This window comes from Kitasatospora sp. NPDC004240, assembly GCF_053603215.1.
In genome coordinates, this window is the sequence record NZ_JBSGFD010000017.1 from 1 (window position 1) to 26,645 (window position 26,645).

The 26,645-nt window shown below is 74.9% G+C and carries 19 protein-coding genes and 1 pseudogene; 7 read left to right on the forward strand and 13 right to left on the reverse strand.

What is annotated here, in order from left to right:
- Positions 1-309: 309 nt before the first annotated feature.
- The 3 genes from dnaG to ACWEQL_RS07260 form a co-directional block, all read right to left on the reverse strand.
- Entirely contained in the window at positions 310-2,220 is a 1,911-nt protein-coding gene (dnaG, locus tag ACWEQL_RS07250; RefSeq protein WP_452149195.1) for a DNA primase, read from the reverse strand.
- A gap of 41 nt (positions 2,221-2,261) precedes the next feature.
- Complete coding sequence (locus ACWEQL_RS07255) at positions 2,262-3,569, reverse strand: deoxyguanosinetriphosphate triphosphohydrolase (protein WP_452149196.1); 1,308 nt, start codon at positions 3,567-3,569, stop codon at positions 2,262-2,264.
- Positions 3,570-3,715: 146 nt separating this feature from the next.
- The gene (locus ACWEQL_RS07260; RefSeq protein WP_452149197.1) at positions 3,716-4,453 is read right to left on the reverse strand and encodes a sirohydrochlorin chelatase; all 738 of its coding nucleotides are present in this window, start codon (positions 4,451-4,453) and stop codon (positions 3,716-3,718) included.
- A gap of 160 nt (positions 4,454-4,613) precedes the next feature.
- On the opposite strand from ACWEQL_RS07260, the gene ACWEQL_RS07265 reads away from it, so the two are divergent.
- The 4 genes from ACWEQL_RS07265 to nirD all read left to right on the forward strand — a co-directional run bounded on the left by ACWEQL_RS07265 (position 4,614) and on the right by nirD (position 11,081).
- Positions 4,614-6,680, forward strand: coding sequence for a molybdopterin oxidoreductase family protein (locus ACWEQL_RS07265; RefSeq protein WP_452149198.1), 2,067 nt, complete (start codon positions 4,614-4,616; stop codon positions 6,678-6,680).
- Positions 6,681-6,889: 209 nt separating this feature from the next.
- Positions 6,890-8,140, forward strand: a complete 1,251-nt coding sequence (locus ACWEQL_RS07270; RefSeq protein ID WP_452149199.1) for an NAD(P)/FAD-dependent oxidoreductase — start codon at positions 6,890-6,892, stop codon at positions 8,138-8,140.
- Positions 8,137-10,698, forward strand: coding sequence for a nitrite reductase large subunit NirB (nirB, locus tag ACWEQL_RS07275; RefSeq protein WP_452149200.1), 2,562 nt, complete (start codon positions 8,137-8,139; stop codon positions 10,696-10,698). Before ACWEQL_RS07270 ends, nirB begins: the two co-directional genes overlap by 4 nt.
- Complete coding sequence (gene nirD, locus ACWEQL_RS07280) at positions 10,695-11,081, forward strand: nitrite reductase small subunit NirD (protein WP_452149201.1); 387 nt, start codon at positions 10,695-10,697, stop codon at positions 11,079-11,081. Before nirB ends, nirD begins: the two co-directional genes overlap by 4 nt.
- Before the next feature lie 145 nt (positions 11,082-11,226).
- On the opposite strand, the gene ACWEQL_RS07285 is transcribed toward nirD, so the two are convergent.
- Together ACWEQL_RS07285 and ACWEQL_RS07290 are read right to left on the reverse strand one after the other, a co-directional pair.
- Positions 11,227-12,216, reverse strand: coding sequence for an SGNH/GDSL hydrolase family protein (locus ACWEQL_RS07285; RefSeq protein ID WP_452149202.1), 990 nt, complete (start codon positions 12,214-12,216; stop codon positions 11,227-11,229).
- A gap of 245 nt (positions 12,217-12,461) precedes the next feature.
- Positions 12,462-13,406, reverse strand: a complete 945-nt coding sequence (locus ACWEQL_RS07290) for a PAC2 family protein (RefSeq protein ID WP_452149203.1) — start codon at positions 13,404-13,406, stop codon at positions 12,462-12,464.
- A gap of 660 nt (positions 13,407-14,066) precedes the next feature.
- Between ACWEQL_RS07290 and ACWEQL_RS07295 the strand changes: the two genes are divergently transcribed.
- A complete protein-coding gene (locus ACWEQL_RS07295) occupies positions 14,067-14,981 on the forward strand; it encodes a GNAT family N-acetyltransferase (RefSeq protein WP_452149204.1) in 915 nt (304 codons plus the stop codon).
- Positions 14,982-15,258: 277 nt separating this feature from the next.
- On the opposite strand, the pseudogene ACWEQL_RS07300 reads toward ACWEQL_RS07295, so the two are convergent.
- A pseudogene (locus ACWEQL_RS07300) lies at positions 15,259-16,089 on the reverse strand (ADP-ribosylglycohydrolase family protein); the annotation flags it as partial.
- A gap of 109 nt (positions 16,090-16,198) precedes the next feature.
- On the opposite strand from ACWEQL_RS07300, the gene ACWEQL_RS07305 reads away from it, so the two are divergent.
- Positions 16,199-17,269: a hypothetical protein gene (locus ACWEQL_RS07305; protein ID WP_452149205.1), complete on the forward strand. Its 1,071-nt coding sequence runs from the start codon at positions 16,199-16,201 to the stop codon at positions 17,267-17,269.
- 19 nt (positions 17,270-17,288) lie between these two features.
- On the opposite strand, the gene ACWEQL_RS07310 is transcribed toward ACWEQL_RS07305, so the two are convergent.
- From ACWEQL_RS07310 to ACWEQL_RS07340, 7 genes are all read right to left on the reverse strand, one after another.
- On the reverse strand, positions 17,289-17,609 hold the full coding sequence (locus ACWEQL_RS07310; RefSeq protein ID WP_452149206.1) for a transcriptional regulator: 321 nt from the start codon (positions 17,607-17,609) through the stop codon (positions 17,289-17,291).
- Positions 17,609-18,079, reverse strand: a complete 471-nt coding sequence (locus ACWEQL_RS07315; protein WP_452149207.1) for a hypothetical protein — start codon at positions 18,077-18,079, stop codon at positions 17,609-17,611. The genes ACWEQL_RS07310 and ACWEQL_RS07315 overlap by 1 nt, the downstream gene beginning before the upstream one ends.
- Positions 18,080-18,396: 317 nt before the next feature.
- Positions 18,397-21,105 carry a pyruvate, phosphate dikinase gene (gene ppdK / locus ACWEQL_RS07320; protein ID WP_452149208.1) on the reverse strand — a complete coding sequence of 903 codons (2,709 nt, stop codon included), beginning with the start codon at positions 21,103-21,105 and terminating at the stop codon, positions 18,397-18,399.
- A 563-nt stretch (positions 21,106-21,668) separates the two neighbouring features.
- A complete protein-coding gene (gene dusB, locus ACWEQL_RS07325; protein ID WP_452149209.1) occupies positions 21,669-22,850 on the reverse strand; it encodes a tRNA dihydrouridine synthase DusB in 1,182 nt (393 codons plus the stop codon).
- A gap of 110 nt (positions 22,851-22,960) precedes the next feature.
- Positions 22,961-23,791, reverse strand: coding sequence for a DUF4097 family beta strand repeat-containing protein (locus tag ACWEQL_RS07330; protein ID WP_452149210.1), 831 nt, complete (start codon positions 23,789-23,791; stop codon positions 22,961-22,963).
- Positions 23,788-24,432: a response regulator gene (locus tag ACWEQL_RS07335; RefSeq protein ID WP_452149211.1), complete on the reverse strand. Its 645-nt coding sequence runs from the start codon at positions 24,430-24,432 to the stop codon at positions 23,788-23,790. The genes ACWEQL_RS07330 and ACWEQL_RS07335 overlap by 4 nt, the downstream gene beginning before the upstream one ends.
- The gene (locus ACWEQL_RS07340; protein WP_452149212.1) at positions 24,420-25,784 is read right to left on the reverse strand and encodes a histidine kinase; all 1,365 of its coding nucleotides are present in this window, start codon (positions 25,782-25,784) and stop codon (positions 24,420-24,422) included. Before ACWEQL_RS07340 ends, ACWEQL_RS07335 begins: the two co-directional genes overlap by 13 nt.
- 134 nt (positions 25,785-25,918) lie before the next feature.
- Between ACWEQL_RS07340 and ACWEQL_RS07345 the strand changes: the two genes are divergently transcribed.
- Positions 25,919-26,431, forward strand: coding sequence for a hypothetical protein (locus ACWEQL_RS07345; RefSeq protein ID WP_452149213.1), 513 nt, complete (start codon positions 25,919-25,921; stop codon positions 26,429-26,431).
- Positions 26,432-26,645: the final 214 nt, after the last annotated feature.

The window sequence follows — 26,645 nt, forward strand, 5'->3', positions numbered from 1 at the left end:
CCGGCCGTGGTCGGCGGCGGGCTCGGCCGACGCGCCGGACGGGCCGGGCCCGGCGGGTTCCGCGGGCGACCCGGTGGGGGTGGTGGGGGAGCCGGGCCCGGCGGACGGGTTCGGCGTGGGACGGGCGGTCGCGGCAAGATCCACGGGCATCCCCTCGGGCGGGCGCGACGGTGGCGGACCCGCGCTGTTCGGAGGCAGGACGCCCACCAGTGTGCGGCACGCCACACTCCGTGGCCGAGACTCGTGCGCGGACTTTCTGGGACGAACCCCGACCGCGCCCCCGCCGAACTCCCCTGCGGCGCACCGCCGTCAGAGCGCGGCGGCGCCCCGGCTGCGCAGCTGCTGCCCGTACTGCTGGAGCTGCCACAGCTCGGTCTGCACCGCGTGCAGCTCCTCGGGGGCGGCCCGGTTGCCCAGGCGCTGGAGGTGCCCGCGGACCTCGGCGACCCGGCGGTCCACGGCGAGCAGCCGCAGCTTGACCAGGAACTCGCCGGCGTAGATCGCGTCCGCCTTGCGCCGGGAGCGCACCGGCTCCACGGTGAGCTCGGTGACCAGCGAGCGCACCTGGTCGTCCGGGCAGACCTCGCGCACCACGGAGGTGAAGTCGGCCAGCGTCGTCCCGTACGCGGCCCCGCCGGCCTGGCCGATGGCGCGGCGCACGGCGGTGTACGGCGGGGTGGGGAACTCGTCCTCGGCGTAGTTGTCGAAGGCCGGGCTCACCAGGTCCGGGTGCTGGAGGGCGAGCTTCAGCAGCTCGCGTTCGACGAACTGGGCCGGGTCGCGCGGGTCGAGCCGGTACGCCGGGCGGGCCTGCGGCAGGGGGCGCGCGGGCTCGGGGCCGCGCCGGCGGTCGCCGGCGGCGCGCGGGTTCTGCTGGCGCTCGCGCTCCCAGCGGGCCAGCTGGAACACCCGGCGGACGACGAACTGCTCGTCGAGGATGCCGAGCATGCCGGCGAGGCGGACGGCGTACTCGTGCTGGATCGAGCGGTCCTTGATCCGGGCGACGATCGGCGCGGCCTCCTCCAGCGCGGCCGAACGGCCCTCCGGGATCTCCACCCGGTGCCGGGCCACCACCGAGGTCAGGGCGAACTCGAACAGCGGGACCGGGTTGTCGATCAGCTCGCGGACCGCGTCGTCGCCCTTGGCCAGGCGCAGGTCGCAGGGGTCCATGCCGCCGGGGCTGACCGCGATGGAGGTCTTGGCGGCGAACTTCTGGTCGTCCTCGAAGGCCCGCAGGGCGGCCTTCTGGCCGGCCGCGTCGCCGTCGAAGGTGAAGACGGTCTCGCCCCGGTAGGAGGAGGTGTCCATCAGCAGCCGACGGATGATCTTGATGTGGTCCTCGGCGAAGGCCGTGCCGCAGGTGGCCACCGCCGAGGTGACGCCCGCCAGGTGGCAGGCCATGACGTCGGTGTAGCCCTCGACCACCACCGCCCGGCCCGACTTGGCGATCTCCTTCTTCGCCAGGTCGATGCCGTACAGCACGTGGGACTTCTTGTAGATCGGCGTCTCGGGGGTGTTGAGGTACTTCGGGCCGTTGTCGTCCTCGCGCAGCCGGCGCGCGCCGAAGCCGACCACCTCGCCGGCGATGTCCCGGATCGGCCAGACCAGACGGCCCCGGAAGCGGTCGATCAGGCCGCCGCGCTGGCCCTGCGAGGCCAGGCCGCCGAGCAGGATCTCCTTGTCGCTGAAGCCCTTGCCGCGCAGGTAGCGGACCAGGTGCTCCCAGCCGGCCGGCGCGTAGCCCACGCCGAAGGTCTGCGCGGCCTGCTCGTCGAAGCCGCGCTCGGCCAGGAAGCGGCGGCCGATCTCCGCCTCCGGCGAGTTCAGCTGCTCCTGGTAGTAGGCGGCGGCCACCTTGTGCGCCTCGACCAGCCGGGTCCGCTCGCCCTGCTGGTGGCGCGGGCTGTAGCCGCCCTCCTCGTAGCGCAGGGTGATGTTGGCCTGCGCGGCCATCCGCTCGACGGCCTCGGCGAAGGTGAAGTGCTCGATCTTCATCAGGAAGGCGATGGTGTCGCCGTTCTCCTGACAGCCGAAGCAGTGGAAGACGCCCTTGGCGGGGTTGACGTAGAAGGAGGCGGACTTCTCGTCGTGGAAGGGGCAGACCCCCTTGTACTCGCCGCCGCCACCGTTGGTCAGCTGTACGTAGTCGCCGACCACCACGTCGATGGGCAGTGCGCTCCGCACCGCCTGCACGTCCTCGTCCCTGATCCGCCCGGCCACCCCGGAAGTCTACTGGGACGGCGGGGATCCACCGGGCGTGCTCACGTCCAGGCCGCGCCGACCAGCTTGGCGTGCAGGGCGAGGGCGGAGGCGTCGGTGAGGGTGGCGATCTGGTCGATCACCGCGCGCAGCGCCGCCCGGTCGTCCTCCGCCTCGCGGTACAGCGCGGCGAAGACCGGGTCGAGGCCCTCCGGGGCGCGCCGGTTCAGCACGTACGCCAGCTCGGCGATCACGATCCGCTGGCGGGCGCGCAGCTGGGCCTGCTCGTCGCGCTGCATCACGTACCGGACGGCGACCGCCTTGAGCACCGCGCACTCCAGCCGCACCTCGCGCGGGACGACCAGCTCGGCGGCGTAGCGGGTGAGCCGGCCGGGGCCGTAGCGGGCCCGGGTGGCCTGCTCGGCGGCCAGGCAGAAGCGGCCGATCAGCTGGCTGGTGAGGTCCTTGAGGCCGGCGCGGGCCCGGGCGGAGCCGTCGTACGAGCGGGGCCACCACTCCTGGGCGAGCAGGCGGTCGAGGGCGGCGGCCAGCTCCTCGGGCTCGGCGTCGGGGGCGTAGCGCTCGGCGACCTTGAAGAGTTCGGCGCGCTCGCTCGGGGCGCGCAGCGCCTCGGGGTCGATGTGGCCGGCCTGGAGGGCGTCCTCGACGTCGTGGGTGGAGTAGGCGACGTCGTCGGACCAGTCCATCACGGTGGCCTCGAAGCACTTGCGCCCGGCGGGGGCGCCGGCCCGCAGCCAGCGGAAGACCGGCAGGTCGTCGGCGTAGACGCCGTACTTGGGCGAGTCCGGGTCGGTGGGGTGGGCGCCACGGCTCCACGGGTACTTGGTGGCGGCGTCCAGGGCGGCCCGGGAGAGGTTGAGGCCGACGCTGCGGCCGGGCCAGGGGGCGAGCCGGGCGGGCTCCTCGTCGAGCGGGGCGAAGCGCTTGGGCTCCAGGCGGGTCAGGATGCGCAGCGACTGGGCGTTGCCCTCGAAGCCGCCGCAGGCCTCGGCGGCCTGGTCGAGCGCCTCCTCGCCGGTGTGGCCGAACGGCGGGTGGCCGATGTCGTGGGCCAGGCAGCCGGTCTCGACGAGGTCGGGGTCGCAGCCGAGGGCGGCGCCGAGCTCGCGGCCGACCTGGGCGCACTCCAGGGAGTGGGTGAGCCGGGTGCGCGGGAAGTCACTGCGCATCGGGGCGACGACCTGGGTGGTGCCGGCCAGCCGGCGCAGCGCGGCGGAGTGCAGCACCCGGGCGCGGTCGCGCTGGAACGCCGTGCGGCCCGGACGCTTGTCCGGCTCGGGCACCCAGCGGGCCTCGGCCGCGTGGTCGTACGGGAGCGGGGCGGCGGGGCGGTGCGCGGTGTCGTCCATATGCCCCTCACGGTACGCCGCGCCTCGGACACCGGGGATGTGCCGCGCGCGAAGGGGCGCGTACGGGAGCGTGAACCCTCGGCCGCGCGCCGGGTCGGGGCGTGCGGGCCGCGGCGGACAGGTCCGGCACCCGTACCGGGGCGCGGTCAGGCGGCGGTGCGCAGGCGGGCGTGGTCGTAGCGGGTGAGGACCAGGCGGGCGAGCAGCGGGTGGTCGCCGAGCGGGGCGGCGTGGAGGTGCCCGCCGGCGGCGGTGGCGAGGCGGGCGAAGTCGCCGGGGGCGGTGAAGTACCCGGCCACGGCGACCCGGCGGTGACCGGCCGCGGTGAGGCGGGTGACGGCCTCGGCGACCGAGGGGCCGCCGGCGGCGACGTAGCCGGGCAGCACCGGCCGGCCGAGGCGGGCGGCGAGCAGCCGGGCCTGGGCCTCGGTGTCGGTGGCGGCGGCGGGGTCGCGGGAGCCCGCCGCGGCCAGCACCACGGCGTCCGCGGCGGGGCCGGCCTCGGCCAGGCGCAGGGCGAGGAGTTCGGTGAGCAGCGGGTCGGGGCCGAGCGGCGCGGTGATCGTGCCGGCCACCTGCGGGGCGGCGGCGAGCTCGCGGGGCAGGTCGACGCGGACGTGGTACCCGCGGCTCAGCAGCAGCGGGACCAGCACGGCCGGACCGCTCAGGGCGGCGAGCACGTCCGGCAGCAGCGGGTCGTTGAGGCCCAGGTGGGCCAGGCGGACGTCGAGTTCGGGACGGGCGGCGGCGATCCGGGCGCGCAGCCGGTCCACGGTGGCGAGCGCCGCCGGGTCGCGGGAGCCGTGGGCGACCAGGACCAGCGCCGGGCGGCGGGCGGAGTGCAGGACGCGCGGGGCGCTGAGGAGACTCGTCGGCGGGGTCATGCCGTCCAAGGGTGGCCGACGGGTGTTTCCCGGTCGTTGCCCGCCGGTAAGCATCGGTTTCCCGGCTCTCACCCGGGGGCGCGCCGGTTGTGAGGCCCGTGTGCGGTGCGCGTAACGCGCGGGTCGTGGCGGTGAAACAGCGAGGCGCCAGGGTGTCCGCATGGACGACACCACCGACACGCACTGCCCGTACTGCGCGCTGCAGTGCGGCATGGGCCTGCGCCGCGTCGAGGGGCCCGTGCCCGTCTCGGTGGTGGAGCGGCCCGGGTTCCCGGTCAACCGGGGGGCGCTGTGCGGCAAGGGCGCCAACGCGGCCGCCGTGCTGGCGCCCGGGGCCCGGCTGAGCACCCCGCTGATCCGCCGCGGCGGCGAGCTGCGCCCGGCCGGGTGGGACGAGGCGCTGGACCTGATCGCCGAGCGGCTCACCGCCACCGCCGCCGCGCACGGGCGGGACGCGGTCGGGGTGTTCGGCGGCGGCGGGCTGACCAACGAGAAGGCGTACCTGCTGGGCAAGTTCGCCCGGGTGGTGCTGCGCACCTCGACGATCGACTACAACGGCCGGTTCTGCATGTCCTCGGCCGCGGCCGGCGGCATCCGGGCGTTCGGGCTGGACCGCGGGCTGCCGTTCCCGGCCGAGGACATCCCGCGCACCGGCTGCGTGATCCTGGTCGGCGCCAACCCGGCCGAGACGATGCCGCCCTTCGTCCGCTACCTGCGCGAACTGCGGGACAACGGCGGCACGTTGATCGTCGTCGACCCGCGCCGCACCCGGACCGCCGAGCTCGCCGACCTGCACCTCGCGCCGCGTCCGGGCACCGATCTGGCGCTGGCGCTCGGCCTGCTGCACCTGGTGATCGCCGACGGCCGTACGGACGAGGACTTCATCGCCCGGCGGACCACCGGATGGGCGCAGACCCGCGCCGCCGCGATGGCGCACTGGCCGGAGCACGTGGAGTCCGTCACCGGCGTGCCGCTGCCCCAACTGCGGGAGGCGGCCGCGCTGTTCGGCGGCGCCGAGCGGGCGATGGTGCTCACCGCGCGCGGCCCGGAGCAGCAGGCCAAGGGCACCGACACGGTCAGCGCCTGGATCAACCTGTGCCTGGCCACCGGCAACGCGGGCCGCCCGTACGCGGGTTACGGCTGCCTCACCGGGCAGGGCAACGGGCAGGGCGGCCGGGAGCACGGCCAGAAGGCCGACCAGCTGCCCGGCTACCGGAAGCTGGACGACCCGGCCGCCCGGGCGCACGTCGCGGCGGTGTGGGGGGTCGACCCCGACACCCTGCCCGGGCCCGGGCGCAGCGCCTACGAGCTGCTGGATTCGCTGGGCCGGGACGTCCGGACGCTGCTGCTGACGGGCTCCAACCCGGTGGTGTCGGCGCCGCGTTCGGCGCACGTCACCGAGCGGCTGCGGTCGCTGGACTTCCTGGCGGTGAGCGACGTGGTGCTCTCCGAGACCGCCGCGCTCGCCGACGTCGTCCTGCCGGTGACCCAGTGGGCGGAGGAGAGCGGCACCACGACCAACCTGGAGGGCCGGGTGATCCTGCGCCGCCGGGCGGTGGACCCGCCGGCCGGGGTGCGCAGCGACCTGGAGGTGCTGCACGCGCTGGCCGGGCGGCTCGGTCACGGCGAGGGGTTCCCGACCGACCCGGAGAAGGCCTTCGACGAGCTGCGGCGGGCCTCGGCCGGCGGCCCGGCCGACTACGCGGGGATCAGCTACCGGCGGATCGCCGAGGAGGACGGGGTGTTCTGGCCGTGCCCGGCCGAGGACCACCCGGGCACGCCCCGGCTGTTCCTGGAGCGGTTCGCCACGCCGGACGGGCGGGCCCGCTTCACGCCCGTCCAGCACCGGCCGCCGGCCGAGGAGCCGGACGCCGAGTACCCGGTGCGGCTGACCACCGGCCGGGTGCTGGCCCAGTACCAGTCCGGTGCCCAGACCCGCCGGGTGGCGGCCCTGAACGACGCCGCCCCGGGCCCGTACGTCGAGCTGCACCCGCTGCTCGCCGACCGGCTCGGGGTGCGCGACGGCGAGGACGTCGCGGTGGTGAGCCGGCGCGGGCGGACCGTCACCCCCGCCCGGCTCACCACCGCGATCCGCCCGGACACCGTCTTCATGCCGTTCCACTGGCCCGGCGCGGGCAACGCCAACCTGCACACCAATCCGGCGCTCGACCCGGTCTCCCGGATGCCCGAGTTCAAGGCCTGCGCGGTCCGGATCGAACGGGTCTGACCGCCGGGCACCACCCCCGAGCGGAGCGCCGCCCCCCTCCTCCCGGGGCGGCGCTCCCGTCGTGCGCCCGTGCGGGCCCCGTCGCGCGCCCCTGTTACCGGGGGGCGCCGGGAGGCTCACAATCGTCGCCCGGGGGCGCTGAGGCGGAAGTTCCGGGGCCGAAACCGACCGGGAGTTGGTGGGTAACAGGGGTCCGCAAGGGTTACCGCATGACAGCAACCGAGAGCCGCGTGGTGATCGTCGGCGGAGGCACGGCCGGACACCGGCTGGCCCGGCAGCTCACGCTGCAGGGGCGGCGGGAGGTGGTCCTGGTCGGCGAGGAGCCCGGGACGCCGTACAACCGGGTGCTGCTCGCCGAGGTGCTCGCCGGGCGGTACTCGCCCGAGGTCGCCGCGCTGGCGGAGCTGCCGTCGCAGGTGGTCCGCCGCCAGGGCCTGGTGACCCGGATCGACCGGGAGCGGCGCCTGGCGCACCTCGCGGACGGCTCGGAGCTGGCGTACGGCGACCTGGTGCTCGCCACCGGGGGCAACCCGGTGCTGCCGCCGCTGCGCGGACTGTTCGACGACGGCCACCGCGACCTGCCGGCCGGGGTGAGCGCCTTCCGCACCATGGCGGACTGCGCGGCCATCGAGGACCGGCTGCCCGGTGTGCGGCAGGCCGTGGTGGTCGGCGGCGGGCTGCTCGGTGTGAGCGCGGCCCGGGCGCTGGCGGCCCGCGGCGTCCAGGTGGTGCTGGCCCACCAGGGCGAGCACCTGATGGAACGGCAGCTGGACGCCGAGTCCGCCGACCTGCTGCGCCGGCACCTGGCCGGGCTGGGCGTCGAGGTGCACACCGAGTGCCGGGCCAGGGCCGTCCTGACCGAGGACCGCCGGGTCACCGGGGTCGAACTCGCCGACGGCTACCGGCTCACCGCCGAACTGCTGGTGGTCGCCGTCGGGGTCCGCCCGCGCACCGGGCTCGCCGAGGCCGCCGGGCTCGCGGTGCGCGAGGGCGTGGTGGTCGACGACCACCTCGGCACCACGGACCCGTACATCCACGCGGTCGGCGACTGCGCCGAGCACCGCGGCACCGTCTACGGCCTGGCCGGGCCCGCCCTGGAACAGGCCGACGTGCTGGCCCGCCGGCTGGCCGGCCACCCCGCCGCGTACACCGGCAGCCGGCTGCTGACCCGGCTCACCCTCGGCGGCGAGAGCCCGCTGGACCTCGCGGCCTTCGGCGAGACCGACCCCGCCGGGCCGCAGGACCGGGTGGTGCGGCTCGCCGACGCGGCCCGGCGCAGCTACCGCAAGGTGATCGTCCGCCGCGGCGGGGACGGCGACGAACGCCTGGTCGGCGGCGTCCTGCTCGGCGACCTGACCACCCTCGGCACCCTCGCCGACACCTGGGAGGGCGACCTGACGCTCCCCCACCACCCCCTGCACCTGATCAGCACCGCGACCACCCCCGGAGGGACCCGATGACCACCACCAAGCCCACCGTCGTCCTGGTCGGCTACGGCATGGTCGGCCACCGCTTCCTGCAAGCCCTGGCCGAAGCCGGCGCCGCCGACCGCTACCGGGTCGTCGTGCTCGCCGAGGAGCCCCGGCCGGCCTACGACCGTGTCGCGCTGACCTCGTACTTCGCCGGGAAGACGCCGACCGACCTGCTGCTGGCCGACCTGGACGGGCACGGCTTCGAGGTCCGCCTCGCCGACCCGGCCACCGCGATCGACCGGGCCGCCCGGACCGTCACCACCGCGAGCGGCGCCCTCTTCGCGTACGACACCCTGGTGCTGGCCACCGGCTCCTACCCCTTCGTCCCGCCGGTGCCCGGCCACGACACCGAGGGCTGCTTCGTCTACCGCACCATCGAGGACCTGCGCGCCATCGAGTCGTACGCCGACGGGGTCAAGGTCGGCGCGGTGGTCGGCGGCGGGCTCCTCGGACTGGAGGCGGCGGGCGCGCTCAAGGGGCTCGGGCTGGAGACCCACGTCGTGGAGTTCGCGCCGCGGCTGATGCCGGTCCAGGTCGACGACGGCGGCGGCGAGGCCCTTCGGCGCACCATCGAGGAGATGGGCGTGGTCGTGCACACCGGCGTCGGCACCAGCGCGGTGGAGGCCGGCGCCGACGGCCGCGCCGCCGCGATGAGCTTCACCGACGGCAGCCGGCTGGAGACCGGACTGGTGGTCTTCTCGGCCGGCGTCCGCCCCCGCGACCAGCTCGCCCGCGACGCCGGACTGACCGTCGGCGAGCGCGGCGGCATCGCGGTGGACGAGTTCTGCCGCACCTCCGACGAGCACGTCTTCGCGATCGGCGAGTGCGCGCTCGCCGTCGACGGCCGGGTGTACGGGCTGGTCGCGCCCGGCTACGAGATGGCGGCCACGGTGGCCCGGCAGCTGGCGGACGCCGCCGCGCAGCCGTTCACCGGCGCCGACCTGTCCACCAAGCTCAAGCTGCTCGGCGTGGACGTGGCCAGCTTCGGCGACGCCTTCGGCACCACGCCCGGCTCCCTCGACGTGGTGTACTCCGACTCCCGCGCCGGCGTCTACAAGAAGCTGGTGGTCACCGCCGAGGGCGCGCTGCTCGGCGGCATCCTGGTCGGCGACGCCGAGGCGTACGCCACCCTGCGCCCGCTGGCCGGTACGGGCACGCCGCTGCCGGTGCCCGCCGAGTCGCTGGTGCTGCCCGCCGGGCTGGCCGCCCCCGTCTCGCTGGGCGGCTCCGCGCTGCCGGACGACGCGGTGGTCTGCAACTGCCACAACGTCACCAAGGGCCAGGTCCGGGCCGCGGTCACCGAGCACCAGTGCACCACCGTGCCGCAGGTCAAGCAGTGCACCAAGGCCGGCACCGGCTGCGGCTCCTGCGTCAAGCTGCTCTCCACCCTGGTCACCGAGGAGCTGGAGGCGAGCGGCGTCGAGGTCGACAAGGGCCTGTGCCCGTGCTTCGCGCACACCCGCGCCGAGCTGTTCGAGATCGTCCGGGTCAAGCGGATCAGCACCCACCGGCAGCTGCTGGACGGGCACGGCCGGCTGGACGGCGAGGGCTGCGAGGTCTGCAAGCCCACCGTCGCCTCGATCATCGCCTCGCTCGCCCCCGAGCTGGAGGCCTCCGGCCACATCCTGGACGGCGAGCAGGCCGGGCTGCAGGACACCAACGACCACTTCCTGGCCAACCTGCAGAAGAACGGCTCCTACTCGGTCGTCCCGCGCATCCCCGGCGGTGAGATCACCCCGGAGAAGCTGATCGTGATCGGCGAGGTGGCCCGCGACTTCGGCCTCTACACCAAGATCACCGGCGGCCAGCGGATCGACCTCTTCGGCGCCCGCGTGGACCAGCTGCCGCTGATCTGGAACCGGCTGGTCGACGCCGGATTCGAGTCCGGCCACGCGTACGGCAAGTCGCTGCGCACGGTGAAGTCCTGCGTCGGCTCGACCTGGTGCCGCTACGGCGTGCAGGACTCGGTCGCCATGGCCATCCACCTGGAGCTGCGCTACCGGGGCCTGCGCTCGCCGCACAAGCTGAAGTCGGCGGTCTCCGGCTGCGCCCGGGAGTGCGCGGAGGCCCGCGGCAAGGACTTCGGCGTCATCGCCACCTCCAACGGCTGGAACCTGTACGTCGGCGGCAACGGCGGGGCCACCCCGCGCCACGCCGACCTGCTCGCCCAGGACCTCGACGACGAGGGCCTGATCAAGCTGATCGACCGGTTCCTGATGTTCTACATCAGCACCGCCGACCGGCTGGAGCGCACCTCCGCCTGGCTGGAGCGGATCGACGGCGGGCTCGACCACGTCCGGGACGTGGTGGTCGACGACTCGCTCGGCATCTGCGCCGACCTGGAGGCGCTGATGTCCCGCCACGTCGCCGACTACCAGGACGAATGGGCCGCCACGCTGGCCGACCCGGACCGGCTCGCCCGCTTCGTCTCCTTCGTCAACGCGCCCGGCATCGAGGACCCCAGCATCCGGTTCACCCCCGAGCGCGAGCAGATCCGGCCCCTCCTCCTGACCATCCCCTCCCCCGTTCTGGAGACCGTCCGATGAGCACCCTCGCCACCGCCCCCGCCCCCGCCGCCTCCGCCTCCGTCGACGCCGGCACCGTCCGGATCGAGCTGCTCGCCGACGGCGCCTGGATCCCGGTCTGCCACCCGGAGCGGCTCGGCCACGGCCGCGGCGTCGCCGTCCTGCTGCCGGACGACCGCCAGGCCGCGGTGTTCCGCGACCGCCACGACCGGCTCTACGCGGTGGCCAACCAGGACCCCTTCACCGGCGCGTACGTGCTCTCCCGCGGCCTGCTCGGCTCCACCGCCGACGGCAGGGTCTACGTCGCCTCCCCGCTCCTCAAGCAGCGCTTCGACCTCTCCACCGGCGAGTGCCTGGACGACCCGGAGGTCCGGATCGAGGTGTACGAGCTGCGCCTGGTCTGAGGGCGCGCCGCGTCCCGGGGCGGTCGGGGGCCGTCCCCGGGGCGCGACGACCGGGGCCGTCCGGGGAGGTGCTCCCCCGGGCGGCCCCTCCGTCGTCCCCCCGTTCCCCGCCCGGCACCGGACGCGCGTCAGGGCCGGACCTGCGTCAGGGCCGGACGGCCTTCAGCACCGCCTTGGCCGCGCCCTCGTGGCCCCTGGCGTTGGGGTGGATGCCGGCCAGGCCCGGGGCCGGGAACGGCGGCTCCACCCAGCGCGTCGGCTCGCCCGCGCACATGTCGTGCCCGGCGGACGGCCCCGCGAGGTCCACGAACGTCGCCCCGGCCGTCTCGGCCCGGCGCTTGAGCATCGCGTTGAGCTGCTGCTGCTTCTCCGACAGGAAGGCGAGGTCGCCCGGGACCACCGTCCGGCCCAGCACCGGCACGCAGCGGACCGGGTCGGCCGGCAGCAGGGCCGGGTAGCCCACCACGAACACCCGGGCCTGCGGGGAGCGCCGCCTGACCTCCGTCAGCACCTGGCCGAGCCGCTCGCCCGCCGCCTCCACCTTGCGCTGCACCTCGTCACCGGCCGCGCCGTCGCCCGAGGTGTAGTGCTCGCGGCAGGGCGCCTCGCCCCGGCCGTCGGTGAACAGGCCCTTGACCGCGTCCAGCACGTTCTCCTCGGCGCACTGGGCGACGACCTCCATGAAGCCGGCGTCGTTGCCGCCGATCCCGAGCGTCACCAGCCGGGTGGCCGGGGTCAGCGCGTCCAGCTGCGGCGCGTTGCTGCCGTCGTCCACCTTCTGCGCGCCCGTCAGATCGCCGGTCCGGGCGCCGCTGCAGCTGACGTCCTTGAACTCCGCGGCCGCCAGCTTCAGCTCCTTGGCCAGCAGGGACGGGTAGTTGACGGACGAGCGCCCGCAGCCCTCCGGCTCACCGGCCTGCGGGGAGACCTTCAGCCCCGCGGTGAAGGAGTCGCCGAGCGCCACGTACGGGCCGACCGGCAGCGGGGTCGGGCTGGGAGTGGCCTTCCGGGAAGCGGCCTGGGCGGCCCCTCCCCCGGACGCGGCCGAGGTCGGGTCATCACCGTCACCGGTGCAGCCGGCCAGCAGTAACGCGGCCAGCGCGGCCGTCAGGGCCGTGGTCGAGCGCCTGTGCATCCACACGAGAATCCCCCCGGGGCAGGAGTCAGCGGTCGTCGTCCTCCGTACGGCAGCCCGTCCCCCGAGCACCGACCGCCCAACGAACGACGGACCGCGATGACTCCCGCCTCCGGGGGGTGTTTTCGGTCACGTCCGGACGGCCGGTCCGGGGCGCTCCCGGCCGGCCGTCAGAAGGGTTCTCGTCCTTAGACCGACCGGCAATAGGGGTGCGGCGTCACCCACCCCCCTATTGCCGGTCGGTCTTACTCCGGCCCGCGCTCGTGCTCCGCCAGGAACTGCTCGAAGCGCCGGCCCAGCTCGTCCGCGGAGGGCAGGTCGACCGGCTCGGCCAGCAGGCTCTCGCGGTCCTCGGCGCCCGCCACCGCGTCGTACTGGCCCTCCATCCCCCGGATGGCCGAGCGCAGCTCCCCGTCGCCCTGCGCCAGCTGCTCCTCGATGTCGGCGTACACCTCGCCGACCCGCTCGCGCAGCGGCGTGCCCGGCAGGACCAGCCCGGTGGCCGACTGGACGGCCTCCAGGATCAGCACCGCGGCCGCCGGGTAGGCGGAGCGGGCCACGTAGTGCGGCACGTGCACCGCGAAGCCCAGCACGTCGTGGCCGGCCTCGCCGAGGCGGTACTCCAGCAGCGCCTGGGCACTGCCCGGCACCTGGGCCTGCTCGAACCAGACCGGGTACCCGGCGGCGAGGTCCAGCCGGGTGCCGTGCGGGGTCAGGCCCACCGGGCGGGTGTGCGGCACGCCCATCGGGATGCCGTGGAAGTCCAGCGTCAGCCGTACCTCGAACAGCTCGACCAGCTGCCGCACGGCGGTGGTGAAGGCCTCCCACTCGACGTCCGGCTCGGGGCCGCTGAGCAGCAGGAACGGCGCGCCGGCCGCGTCGTGCACCAGGCGCAGCAGGATCTCCGGCGGCTCGTAGGACGACCAGCGCTCGCGGTCGAAGACCATGGTGGGCCGGCGGGCGCGGTAGTCGACCAGGCGGTCGTGGTCGAAGCGGGCCACCGTCACCGGCTCGCCGTTCTCCAGGAGGTGCGCCACCACCTGGCCGCCGGCCTCGCCCGCGTCCATGAAGCCCTCGAAGTGGTGCAGCAGCACGAGCCCGGCGCCGGTGTCGCGCAGCGCCGCGTTCGCCGCGGCCACGGCGGCCACGCCCTGCTGATCCAGCTCGTACAGCGACTGGGGATCACGCACCGCGCACCCACACCCCGATCTCTACTCGTCGTCACGTCCGGCCCCGGTCGTCGCGGCCGGCACGGGCGCCGGCCGCCCCGGCTCCCGTTCTGTCCAGCGTGCCGGGGCCCGCCGGAATTCCCCGCCCCCGGGCCGATCCGTTCCATGATCGCACCCACCCGCAAAACCCCTGGTCACACCCCTGTGAACGGCATTCTCGGCGTACGTCCGACCGCCGCGCGCCCCCATTCGCGTGCCGCGAAGTGACGCACCGGCTTCTGGCGGGTATCGTCCTCTCGCTGCCTCGCATCGTCGCGTCGTCGTCACGTCGTACCGTAACGCCGTCGATCACGTCCCGGACCGGTGCTCGGACAGCCACCCACGACGCATCTTGCCTTCACCTGGCCGCCTGCTTCCCTTCGCGCTCTCGTTCACTCCTCGGCCATCTCGCGGACGCACACTGTCCCCTCGCTCATCCCCGCCGGACCGGTCCGTGGACCCGCGTCCGTTCCGGCACCCGCGCTGCCCGCCTCCGGGCCGCCGTCCCCGCCCGCCCGCCGGAGCCCCGGCGCGCACCGGCACGGGCGGCACCGCACGGAGCCGGGGCGAAACGTCCCTCCGCCCCTCCCACCGGTACCCCGGTGCGGGGCTCCTCCGACCGCCGAAGGACCGAAGGTTTCCGTGCCCGTACCTGTCATCCTCACCGGCCGCACCGTGCGGCTGGAGCCCCTCGCCGCGCACCACGCCGAGGCCCTCGCCATGGCCGGCGCCGAGGACCGTACGACCTACGCCTTCACCCCCGTCCCGCACGGCCTGGAAGCGGCCCGCGACTACATCGCGCGCGCCCTCGCCGACCGGGAGGCGGGCAAGTCGCTGCCGTTCGCGACGGTGAGCCTCAGCGACGGGCGGGTGGTCGGTTCCACCCGCTTCCTGGAGCTCGACTACTGGAAGGGCCCGATGGTGTGGCCTCCGGTGCCCGGCGTGCCGTTCGGCGACCCGGCCACCGCGGTGCCCGACGCCGCCGAGATCGGCAACACCTGGCTCTCCCCGCGCGCCCAGGGCACCGGCATCAACACCGAGGCCAAGCTGCTGATGCTGCGCCACGCCTTCGAGGAGTGGGGCGTCCAGCGGATCTCGCTGCGCGCCGACGCCCGCAACCTGCGCTCACGCGCCGCCATCGAGCGGCTCGGCGCCACCTCGGAGGGCGTGCGCCGGGCCCACTCCCGGGGGCTGGACGGGGTCGTCCGCTCGACCGCGTTCTACTCGATCCTGGACGCCGAGTGGCCGGCCGTGCGCGACATCATCGAGCTGCGGATCGCCGCGGCCACCTCGCCCAGCGCGCCGGACCCGGCGATCAACCAGGCGATCAACCAGGAGTGCCTTAGACACGGCGGTGGCGGCGGGCGGCTGATCCCGGCCCGCCGCCGTGGCCGCGAGGCCCGTACGGGGGTCAGCCCCGGCCGTAGCCGCGGGCGGCGAGGCCGAGGACGGTGGCCAGCAGTTCCCCGTCACCGGCGTCGCGGAAGCGGTCCGGATGCGTCTCCACCAGCGCCGACACCGGCCGCCGGCCGCCGCCCCGCACCGGCGCCACCGTGACCTCCCAGATCGCGAAGCCCGTCCAGCTGCGGTGCAGGTGGAGCACGCCCTCCGCGGTGTAGGACGCCCACCTCTGCTCCATCGCCGCCGGACGCAGCCCGGCCCGCACCCGCTGCCACTGCCGCTCGCTCCACCACACGTCCGGCACCGGACACGGCCGGGGCAGCAGCAGCGGCTCCCACGACCCGCCGCCGGGCCGGACGGCGACCGAGCCGGGTGCGGGGAAGGCCCAGTCGGGCAGCGCCTCACGGGCTGCGAGCCAGCCGGCCGGGATCCCGGCCCGGCCGGTGCGCGCGGCGACCACGCCGCCGGTGATCGCGGCCACCGTGTCCGCGTCGCCGCCCGCGGCCACCGCCTCCCACACCGCCGCCGGGTAGTCCTCCAGGTGCCGGGCCGCGCACCACAGCGCGTACGGGACGGTGTCGGCGGCGCTGGTCCGGCTGCCGTTGCCGAGCACCCGCGCGGCCACCCGCGGGTCCGGCTCGCCGAGCAGCGCGAGCGCCTCACCGAGCCCGTCGTGGACGGCGCCGGCCGGGGTGAGCCGCAGCACCGCCTCCAGGAACGCGGCCGGGGCCGTCGGAGCGGTCCTCGCCCGGGCCGCGTACGCGGCGGCCACCGCGACCGCGATCGCGCCGGCCACCGCCTGCGGATGGGTGTGGGTGATCACGGCGGTGTCGGCGGCCGGGCGCACGACGCCCGCCGGATCGGCGGCGAAGGCCGCGCCCAGCGGGGCGACCCGCATCGCGGCGCCGTTGCCGTACGAGCCCTGGCCGTCGAAGAGTTCACCGGCCAGGCGGGCGGCGTCGCCGCCCTCGCGGACCAGCCGCAGCAGCCGGTTGGCGGCCGGGCCGTAGCCGCGGTCGAAGTCGTGGCGGCGGGCGAAGGAGTGGGTGAGGTCGAAGGTGTCGATCGCGCCGCGCTCGGTGTGGGCCGCGTACACCGAGCAGGCCATCTCGGTGTCGTCCGTCCACGGCCAGGGGCCGGGCGGGGCGGTGCGGGCGGCGAGGTGGGCGGCGTTGGCGGGGACGAAGAACTGGGCGCCGAGGGCGTCGCCGACCGAGAGGCCGTCGAGCGCGTCCAGCGCGGGATCGGTGGAGGGGATCGTCATCGCCCCCCACCCCAGCGCCCGCGGGCCGCCGCGTCAACCGGATTGCCGTCATCCGCCTCCGCCGGGTGATCTTCCGCATACCGCCGACCCCGGCGGGCAGCACCCGGGCATGACCCGCACCGAGCCGCCCACCCGTCCCTCCCCGCCGGCGCCGAGACCGCCCGCGCCGCGGCCGCCGGCGCCGCGGTCGGCGCCGTACCCGCTGGCACCCTTGGACCTGCTCGGCGCCGACCAGCAGCACATCGTCACCCGGGCACAGCTGCGCCGGCTCGGCGTGCCCTCCGGCACCATCGCGCACCGGCTGCGCCCCGGCGGCCCCTGGCAGCAGGTGCTGCCCCGGGTGATCTGCCTACGGAGCGGACGGTTGAGCCCCCATCAGCGGCTGCGCGCCGCCCTGGCGTACGCGGCCCCGAAGGGCGCGGCGCCCCGGGCCGGCGAGGTGCTGCTGACCGGACGGGCGGTGCTGGCGGACGCCGGGCTGCCGAGCGCCGGGCACCCGGCGGACACGGCCGAGGTCGACGTGCTGGTCCCGGCCGGACGGCGGGTCGCCGACCGCTCCTTCGTACGGATCCACCGGGCGGCCGGGCCGATGCCGGGCGGCTTCGAACGGGACGACGGGCTGTGGGGCACCACGGTCGCCCGCGCGCTGGCCGACCTCGCGCCGCGGGAGGCCGGGCAGCGGGCGTTCCGGGCGCTGTGCGCCGAGGCGGTGCAACGGCGGCACTGCGAACTCGGCGAACTGCTGGACCAACTGACCGCGCGTCCGGCGCTGCTGGCGCTGCCCGGAGTGGCACGGGTGGTGGAGGAACTGGCCGCCGGGGTGCGCTCGGTGGCCGAGGGCGAGGCCCGCGAACTACTGCGCGGGGCCGGGCTCCCCGAGCCGCTGTGGAACCCGGTGCTGCACCTGGACGGCCGCTTCCTGGCCGTCCCGGACGCCTACTGGCCGCACGCCTGCGTGGCCCTGGAGATCGACTCCCGCGCCTGGCACCTGAGCCCGGCCGACCACGAGCGCGGCCTGGCCAGGGCCAACCGGCTCACCGCGGCCGGGCTGCCGGTGGTCCGCGCCACCCCGCTCCAGCTGCGCCGCGACCCGGCCGCCGTGCTGGGACGGCTGCGCGCCCTGCTGGGCTCGGGCCCGCACGGCCCGTACGACCGGATCACCTGGCGCCGGGCGAGGTGAGGGGCACCGGCGGGGGCCGTCAGCGCTCGGAGTGCTCCGCGCCGGCGGCCTCGGCGGCGGTGACCAGCCGCTGCAGGACGGCGAGGTGGTCGGCGAGCGCGGCGCGGCCGCTCTTGGTGGCGGACAGCCAGGTGCGCGGGCGCTTGCCGACGTACCCCTTGTTGACCGCGACGTACCCGCCCTCCTCCAGGGCGCTCGCGGCCTTGCTGAGCACCGAGTCGGAGACCTGGCAGTAGTCCCGCACGGCGGAGAACTCGGCCTCGCGGCAGCCGCCGAGGAAGGCCAGCACGGTCAGCCGGGTCGGGTGCTGGAGCAGCGGGTCGAGCGCTTCGGCGGCCATCAGCGCGCCTCGGAGCGGCGCTTGAGGACGGTGTTCAGCCGCGCGGTCGCGGTCCAGAACGTCGCGCCGGCCGCGATCCCGGCCGCGGCGCCCATCGCGGCCGCGCCGCCGCCGGCCGCCAGGGCGATCAGCATCCCGGCCAGCCCGGCGCCGATGACCGCGAGCACCGCCAGGGTGACCGGGCCACCGGTGCCGGGCGCGGTGCGGTGCACGATGCCGCCCTGGCGGACGGCGACCGCGGCCAGCGCGCCGGTCAGCGCCGCGAACAGCGCGCCGACGACCCCGCTCAGCCAGGCCCGGTCGGCGTCGATGAACAGGCCGATGCCGCTCCCGTACAGCGAGAAGGCCGCCGCGAAGGTCGGGCCGTACCAGCCGGGCATCTCCCCCGGGACCTGCGCGGCGGCCGTGGCCTGCTCGGCGAGGCGCAGGGCCTCGGCGGCGGAGAGCGGCTCGGGCGTGGAGCTGGTCATGGGTCCCCCTCGTGGACGTACGCGCCGGCGGGCCGCCGGGCTGTCGTGATTCCACTATGGCATCTACTTTCCGGATTGGAAAGTTCTTTCGGCGGGCCGGGTGGGGTGGCCCGGGCACGGCGGCTTCCAGGGCGCGGCGGCGCCCCGGGAACGGCAGGAGGCCGGGGCGGGAACGGACGCCGTTGTCCGTTCCCGCCCCGGCCTCGTCACGTACGCCGGTTCTCCTGCGCCGAGCCCCGGTGTACGCCCCTCCCGGCCGGGCCACCGGCGGGAGGGGGTGCGGTCAGCGAATGGGACCACGCGTGAGGCACGGGGCCTCAGCGCGAATCGCTGCCCGCCGTCTCGATGGCGGCGCGGCCTGCCTCCAGGCGCGCCACCGGGATCCGGAAGGGGGAGCAGGAGACGTAGTCCAGCCCCACCTGGTGGAAGAAGTGGACCGACTCCGGGTCGCCGCCGTGCTCGCCGCAGACGCCGAGCTTGAGGTCGGGGCGGGTGGCCCGGCCGGCCTCGACGGCGTGCTTCACCAGCGAGCCGACGCCGTCGCGGTCGATGGTCTCGAACGGGGAGACCCCGAAGATGCCCTTCTCCAGGTACGCGGTGAAGAACGAGGCCTCCACGTCGTCGCGGGAGAAGCCCCAGACCGTCTGGGTCAGGTCGTTGGTGCCGAAGGAGAAGAACTCGGCGGCCTCGGCGATCTGGCCGGCGGTCACCGCGGCGCGCGGCAGCTCGATCATGGTGCCGAGCTTGATCTCCAGCTGCACGCCGGTCGAGGCGCGGACCTCGTCCAGCACCCGCTCGCACTCGTCGCGGGCGAGCTCCAGCTCCTGGACGGTGCCGACCAGCGGGATCATCACCTCGGGACGCGGGTCCCCGCCGGCCAGCTTGCGCTCGGCGGCGGCCTCGGCGATGGCGCGGACCTGCATGCCGAACAGGCCGGGGATGACCAGGCCGAGGCGTACGCCGCGCAGACCCAGCATCGGGTTCTGCTCGTGCAGCTTGTGCACGGCCTGGAGCAGGCGCAGGTCGTTCTCGTTCGGGTCCTTGCGGGCCTCGGCGAGGGCGACGCGCACCGACAGCTCGGTGATGTCGGGCAGGAACTCGTGCAGCGGCGGGTCGAGCAGACGGACGGTGACGGGCAGCCCGTCCATCGCCTGGAAGAGCTCCAGGAAGTCGCCCTTCTGCATCGGCAGCAGGGTGGAGAGCGCCTGCTCGCGGTCCTTGTCGCTCTCCGCGAGGATCAGCCGCTCGACCTCCTTGCGGCGCTCCTCGCCGAGGAACATGTGCTCGGTGCGGCACAGGCCGATGCCCTGGGCGCCGTAGCGGCGGGCGCGCCCGCCGTCCTCGGCGTTGTCCGCGTTGGCGCGCACCGCGAGGCGGCGGCGGCCGTCGGCGTGCGACATCAGCCGGTGCACGGCCTGGACCAGACCGCCCTGGACGTCGGCGCCGGCGTGCAGGGTGCCCTCGAAGTACTCCACCACCGGGGAGGGGAGCACGGGGACCTCGCCGAGGTAGACCTTGCCGGTCGCGCCGTCGATGGAGACGACGTCGCCCTCGTGGACGACCTGGCCGTCGGCGGTGGTGAACTTGCGGTTCTTGGTGTCGACCTCCAGCTCCTCGGCGCCGCAGACACAGGTCTTGCCCATGCCGCGGGCGACGACGGCCGCGTGCGAGGTCTTGCCGCCGCGCGAGGTGAGGATGCCCTCGGCGGCGATCATGCCGTCCAGGTCGTCCGGGTTGGTCTCCCGGCGGACCAGGATGACCTGCTCGCCGGAGCGCGACCACTTGACCGCGGTGTAGGAGTCGAAGACGACCTTGCCGATCGCGGCGCCGGGCGAGGCGGCCAGGCCCCAGGCGATCTGCTTGGAGGTGGCGTCGGGGGCGAAGCGCGGGAACATCAGCTGGGAGAGCTGGCTGCCGGTGACCCGCATCAGGGCCTCGTCCAGGGAGATCAGGCCCTGGTCGACGAGCTGGACGGCGATCCGGAACGCGGCGGCGGCGGTGCGCTTGCCGACGCGGGTCTGGAGCATCCACAGCTTGCCGCGCTCGATGGTGAACTCGATGTCACACAGGTCGCGGTAGTGGTTCTCCAGCGTGGCCATGATGGCCATCAGCTCGTCGTACGACTTCTTGTCGAGCTTCTCCAGCTCGGACAGCGGCAGGGTGTTGCGGATGCCGGCGACGACGTCCTCGCCCTGGGCGTTGGAGAGGTAGTCGCCGTAGACGCCCTGGTGGCCGGTGGAGGGGTCACGGGTGAAGGCGACGCCGGTGCCGGAGTCCTCGCCGAGGTTGCCGAAGACCATGGAGCAGACGTTGACCGCGGTGCCCAGGTCGTTCGGGATGCGCTCCTGGCGGCGGTACAGCCGGGCACGGTCGCCGTTCCAGGAGTGGAAGACCGCGTGGATCGCCAGGTCCATCTGCTCGCGCGGGTCCTGCGGGAAGGCCCGGCCGGTCTCGCGCTCGACGATGCCCTTGAACACCTCGACCAGTTCCCGGAGGTCGGAGGCGTCCAGGTCCAGGTCGTTGACGGTGCCCTTGGCCTTCTTGGCCTCGTCCAGGGCCTCCTCGAAGAGCTCGCCCTCGACGCCCAGCACGGTCTTGCCGAACATCTGGACCAGGCGGCGGTAGGAGTCCCAGGCGAAGCGCTCGTTGCCCGACTGGGCCACCAGGCCGGTCACCGAGGTGTCCGAGAGGCCGATGTTCAGGACGGTGTCCATCATGCCGGGCATCGAGAACTTGGCACCGGAGCGGACCGAGACCAGCAGCGGGTCGTCCGCCTGGCCCAGCTTCTTGCCCATCTCGGCCTCGAGGGCCTCCAGGTGGGCGGAGATCTCCTCGTGCAGCGAGGTGGGCTCGCTACCGGTCTCCAGGAAGACCTTGCAGGCCTCGGTGGTGATGGTGAACCCCGGAGGGACGGGGAGGCCCAGGTTGGTCATCTCGGCCAGGTTCGCGCCCTTGCCGCCAAGAAGATCCTTGAGGTCCTTGTTTCCTTCGGTGAAGGAGTAAACAAACTTCTGCTGGGACGGCACGGGTCGGTCTCCTCGTACGCGGTTGCCCTGACGCCGGAGAACATACCCATTTCGAAGGCGCTTCTGCGCCGTGAATGGGCCGTACGAGGCGCTAACCCGCTGGTAACCCGCTAGATCGAATGCACATAACGGCGTTCACCTCTGTTGCCGAAATCGTCCGGATGACGCTAGCTAGCGTTCAAGTCTTGAACGATTGGAAACGTGAAGATCACACGAAGCGGACGGAGGGTAGCGGCGGACCGCCCGCCGTGTTGCCCCGGCTTGATTTCCTGCATCCCGATCGGCCGATCCCGGCCGGGCCCCTTCGGGAAGCGATTCACCGCCGACCTGTCCAAATCGTCGCCCTCGGGGCCCGCGACGATCACCGCATGTGGCAAGCGTCACGGGCGCATCTCACCAGTTGTACGTAGTCCCCATCGGCCGATCGTCGCACAGTGTCCACGGACGCGCTCGTTCCGTGACCTCCGGACGCCGAAAAGGAGCCCTCTTGTCCGAAAAGGACAAGAGGGCTGTGACGTGGTGGCAGTGGCACCCTCAGGTGCCATTTCGCCACCGAGTACAGATCATCCGCCGGAGGTGTCCGATTCGGCGTCTGCGCTCGGAACGGCGCAGTCGTACGGATCGTCCAACCAGCCCTCCGGCAGGACCACCCGGTTGTTGCCGCTGGTCCGCCCGCGCGGGCCGTCCGCACCGGCCGGCCAGGACTGGGTCTGCTCCACCAGCGACAGGGTTTCGGCCAACTCGTCGAGCGAGGAGGAGTTGGCCAGCCTCACCCGCAGCTCCGAGCCCACCGAGAAGCCCTTGGTGTACCAGGCGACGTGCTTGCGGAAGTCGATCACGCCGCGCGCCTCGTCCCCGATCCACTCACCGAGCAGCTGCGCGTGGCGCACCATCGCCCGCGCCACGTCGGCGAAGGCCGGGCGGGCGTAGTCCACCTCGCCCTCGAAGATCGCGACCAGGTCCCTGAACAGCCACGGCCGGCCCAGGCAGCCGCGCCCGACCACCACGCCGTCGCAGCCGGTCTCGCGCATCATCCGCACCGCGTCGTCCGCCGACCAGATGTCCCCGTTGCCGAGCACCGGGATGTGCGCCGGGACGGACTCCCGCAGCCGGGCGATCGCCGACCAGTCGGCGGTACCCCCGTAGTGCTGGGCGGCGGTGCGCCCGTGCAGCGCGATCGCCGACACGCCCTCCTCGGCGCCGATCCGGCCGGCGTCCAGGAAGGTGAGGTGGTCGTCGTCGATGCCCTTGCGCATCTTCATGGTCACCGGCAGGTCGCCGGCGTTGGAGACGGCCTCGCGCAGGATGTCGCGCAGCAGGTTGCGCTTGTACGGCAGCGCCGAGCCGCCGCCCTTGCGGGTCACCTTGGGGACCGGGCAGCCGAAGTTGAGGTCGATGTGGTCGGCCAGGCCCTCGTCCGCGATCATCCGGGCCGCCTTGCCGACGGTCACCGGGTCCACCCCGTACAGCTGGATGGAGCGGGGCTTCTCGCTCGGGTCGAACCTGATCAGCTGCATGGTCTTGGCGTTGCGCTCGACCAGGGCCCGGGTGGTGATCATCTCCGAGACGTACAGGCCCTTGCCGCCGCTCTGCTCCCGGCACAGGGTGCGGAAGGGGGCGTTGGTGATGCCCGCCATCGGGGCCAGCACGACGGGCGGCCACACCTGCATCGGGCCGATGGTGAGCGGCGCGAACTCGGCGCCGGCCGGCTCGGCGGTGGTCACGGTGTCGGGCGTGGCTGTCATGCGCGGATGACCTCTTTGCGGAGGGGTTCGGGACTCTTCATTGTCCCCCACCCCGGGCGGCGCCCGGATCCTCCCGGTCCGTCCCGTATCGCCCCCGGATTCCGGCCCCCTCAGCGTCCGGGCGGCTCGATCACCACCGCGCCGGAGGTGGTCCGCACCCTGATGCTGCGGGAGCTCGTCGCGTCGCCCAGCGCCGGGTCGATGCGCCAGCCGCCCGAACCCTGCTGGCCGGAGATGGCGTAGCGCTCGCCCCGCGGGACGCTCAGCGCGATCCGGCCCGAGGTGGTGCCGACGTCGACCGCCCGCGGCGGACCGGCGAACCCCAGCTCCACCGCACCCGAGGTGGAACTCGCCTCGGCCCGCTGCGAGCGCAGGTCCGAGCCCTGCACCAGGCCCGAGGTGGTCCGCGCCGAGACCTCGCCGGAGACCCCGACCAGCTTGACCGACCCGGAGGTGGTCTCCAGCCGGACGTCCCCGCTCAGCCCTTCGACGTGCACGCTGCCCGAGGTGTTCGCCCCGGACACCGCGGTCGCCGCCGGCACCTCCAGCTCGATCAGCGCCCCGCAGCCCAGCCCCAGTACGGGCAGCACCCGGGGGCAGCGCGCCCGGACGGTCAGCACCGGGCCCTGCCAGGTCACGTCGATCATCGGCTTGCGCACCAGCCAGTCCAGGTTCTGCCGCACCGTGACCCGGTCGCCTTGGCCCGCCGTGATCCGCACCGCCGCGCTGCCGGTGTCCAGCTCCACCCGGCCGACCGGCACGACGTACGTGTTGGTCGACACCGTGCGCTGCTGGACCACCGTCCCCCAGGTCTGCACCCCGCCGAGGAGCACCAGCGGCACCACCACGGCGACGCCGAGCAGCCGCCAGAGCCGCCGCTCACGCGGGGCGGCCGCGGTCCGGGCGGCCTTCCGGGCCGTGTCCCCCGCGTCGGCGGTCATCCGACCTCCAGGAAGCGCAGCACCGCGAGCACCCGGCGGTGGCTGTCGTCGGCCGGCGGCAGGTCCAGCTTGGTGAAGATCGAGCTGATGTGCTTGGCCACCGCGCTGTCGCTCACCTTGAGGGAGGCGGCGATCGCCGTGTTGGAACGGCCCTCCGCCATCAGCCCCAGCACGTCCCGCTCCCTCGGGGTCAGCCGCTCCAGCGGGTCGCGGTGGCGGCGCACCAGCAGCTGGGCGACCACCTCCGGGTCCAGCGCCGTCCCGCCGTCGGCCACCCGCTGGAGGGCGTCCAGGAAGTCGTCCACGTTGGCCACCCGCTGCTTGAGCAGGTAGCCGACCCCGCTGGTGTTGGTGGCCAGCAGGTCGGCGGCGTACCGCTCCTCCACGAACTGCGACAGCAGCAGCACCGCCACCTCCGGCCACTGCCGGCGGATCAGCAGCGCGGCCCGCACGCCCTCGTCCGAGAACCCGGGCGGCATCCGCACGTCCGCCACCACCACCCCGGGCCGGTGCTCCTCGACCGCGGCCAACAGCGCCTCGGCGTCGCCGACGGCGGCGGCCACCTCGAAGCCCACCGCCTCCACGACCTTGACCAGACCCGCCCTCAGCAGGACCGAGTCCTCGGCGATCACAGCACGCACGGCAACTCCACGGTGATGGTGGTGGGCCCCCCGAGGGGGCTGAGAACGGACAGCGTGCCGTCGACCGAGGCCGCCCGCTTGCGCAGCCCGCTCAGCCCGGTGCCGCGCGAGGCGTCCGCCCCGCCGACCCCGTCGTCGCCGACGACCAGCCGCAGCCGCCCGCCGGAGGTACGCACCGACAGCTCGACCCGGGAGGCGCGGGCGTGCCGGGCGACGTTGGTCAGCGCCTCGGACACGGTGAAGTAGGCGACCGCCTCGACGGTCGGGGCGATCGGCTCGGCCAGCGCGACGTCCAGGCGCACCGGCAGCGGGGCCCGCGCGGCGATCCCGGACAGCGCCGCGTCCAGGCCGCGGTCCTCCAGCACCGCCGGGTGCAGGCCGCGGACCAGGTCGCGCAGCTCGTCGATGGCGGCCTGCGCCTCCTCGTGCGCCTCGACGATCACCTGCATGGCCTCGGGCGGGACGTCCCTGAGGGTGCGCCGGGCCAGGCCCAGGTTCATGGCGAGCGAGGTCAGCCGCTGCTGCGCGCCGTCGTGCAGATCGCGCTCGATCCGGCGGCGCTCGGCGTCCACCGCGTCCACCAGCCCGGCCCGGCTCTCGGTGACCTCCTCGACCCGGCGCTCCAGGGTCTCGGCCAGCCCCGGGCCGAGCAGCCGCCGGGCCGCCAGCTCGTCCAGCCGGGCCAGCGCCGACACCACCCACGGCAGGACCGCCAGCAGCAGCACCCCGCCCAGCGTGATCAGCGGCGCGTTGGCCTGCCATGCCTGCTTACCGTGCCCGTACCGGGGCACCAGCCAGGCCCAGCCGTGCACGGTGGTCATCACCAGGCCGGCGCCCCACGCGTACAGCACGCCCAGCGCGCCGGCCGCGAGCGTCGGGCCGGCCGCCAGGTGGTAGCCGATCTGCCGCCAGCTCACCCCGGTCCGCAGCCGGGTCAGCAGCCCGGTCGGCGCGTCGGGACGGCGCAGCAGCGGCGGGATCTCCACCCCGCGCAGCGCCCGCAGCCGGCTGCGCTGGGCGGCCGTCAGCGCCCGCAGGGCGAACAGCAGGGCCACCACGACCGGGACGGACACCGACGGCCAGGTCACCGCCAGCCACACCGGCAGCGCCAGCGGGATGCCGGTGGCGACGAACCAGGTGTCCCGCCGGACGGCCGCCGACCACGGCGGACGGGCGACGGCCCCGGCGAGCGCGCGGCGCAGGCCGACGCGCAGCGGGCCGGCGTCGGCGCGGTCGGCGTCGTCGCGGCCGACGTCGGGCCTCTCGGCGCCGGGCCGGTCGGCATCTCGCGGGCCGCCGGAGGGCCTTTCGGCGCCGGGCCGGTCGGCTTCGCGCTGGTCGGTGGGGGACACCCGCGACAGCCTAGGGCGCGGTGATCGACCGTCACCATGAAGGGGGTGACAGGTCCGGGGGTGTAGCTGGCTACACCCCGAGTCGGTGCGCCGCGCTACCGACACCGGCCGCGCCGGACGACAGGCTTGACGGCATGACCAGCACCGGCTCCCAGCCCGCCCCGCCGTCCGCCCGCCGCCTCTGCGAGGGGCCGCTGCCGCTCGCCCCCGGCAGCCCGTGGTCGGTGCGCAGCGCCCGTACGCAGCTGCGCCGCCCGGCGCTGGAGCTGTACGAGCACGGCGAGCTGGTGGACGTCCTGGCCGCCACCCGGCTCGCCCCGGTGCTGCTGGGCGGGGCGCGGCAGGCGTACGGGCCCGCGGGCGGGTCGGTGCACGCGCTCGCCTGGGGCCGGCTGCCGCAGGACGGGCGGGCGCCGGCGGTCGGGTTCGCCGTCGCACGGCTGCGGCTGCCGGCCCGGCTGGGCCTGGGCGCCGGCCGCAGGGCGCCGGTGGCCGCCGGGGAGGTGCTCACCGTCGCGGGCGAGTTCTGGCTGGCCCGGGCCCGCGGCCCCTTCGACGAGGTGCGGGTGCTGCCCCGGGACGGCGGCCCCGGCGAGCGGGCCCGGCTGATGCGCGCCGCCCGTCCGCGCACGGCGGGCGCCGCGTGAGCGCGGTCCTGGCGCTGCCCGCCGCGCCCTCGCCGTACGGGGTGCCGGCGCTCCGCGTCCTCCCGGCGCCGCCGGCCTGGGCCGAGCGGGTCCCCGCGCTCGCCGCGATCGCGCTGGTGCCCTGGCTCGCGCTGCTGATCGCCGATCACGAGACCGGCTGGGCGGTGCTGGACACCCTGGAGCTGGCCGCGCTGCTCTCCACCGACCACCTGCT

Coding starts and splice junctions, on each gene's coding strand:
- ACWEQL_RS07265 (WP_452149198.1), top strand. CDS start 4,614: ATGGACGACACCACCGACACGCACTGCCCGTACTGCGCGCTGCAGTGC.
- ACWEQL_RS07315 (WP_452149207.1), bottom strand. CDS start 18,079: ATGACCAGCTCCACGCCCGAGCCGCTCTCCGCCGCCGAGGCCCTGCGC.
- nirB (WP_452149200.1), top strand. CDS start 8,137: ATGACCACCACCAAGCCCACCGTCGTCCTGGTCGGCTACGGCATGGTC.
- ACWEQL_RS07255 (WP_452149196.1), bottom strand. CDS start 3,569: ATGGACGACACCGCGCACCGCCCCGCCGCCCCGCTCCCGTACGACCAC.
- ACWEQL_RS07345 (WP_452149213.1), top strand. CDS start 25,919: ATGACCAGCACCGGCTCCCAGCCCGCCCCGCCGTCCGCCCGCCGCCTC.
- dusB (WP_452149209.1), bottom strand. CDS start 22,850: ATGACAGCCACGCCCGACACCGTGACCACCGCCGAGCCGGCCGGCGCC.
- nirD (WP_452149201.1), top strand. CDS start 10,695: ATGAGCACCCTCGCCACCGCCCCCGCCCCCGCCGCCTCCGCCTCCGTC.
- ACWEQL_RS07270 (WP_452149199.1), top strand. CDS start 6,890: ATGACAGCAACCGAGAGCCGCGTGGTGATCGTCGGCGGAGGCACGGCC.
- ACWEQL_RS07285 (WP_452149202.1), bottom strand. CDS start 12,216: ATGCACAGGCGCTCGACCACGGCCCTGACGGCCGCGCTGGCCGCGTTA.
- ACWEQL_RS07330 (WP_452149210.1), bottom strand. CDS start 23,791: ATGACCGCCGACGCGGGGGACACGGCCCGGAAGGCCGCCCGGACCGCG.
- ACWEQL_RS07305 (WP_452149205.1), top strand. CDS start 16,199: ATGACCCGCACCGAGCCGCCCACCCGTCCCTCCCCGCCGGCGCCGAGA.
- ACWEQL_RS07310 (WP_452149206.1), bottom strand. CDS start 17,609: ATGGCCGCCGAAGCGCTCGACCCGCTGCTCCAGCACCCGACCCGGCTG.
- ACWEQL_RS07260 (WP_452149197.1), bottom strand. CDS start 4,453: ATGACCCCGCCGACGAGTCTCCTCAGCGCCCCGCGCGTCCTGCACTCC.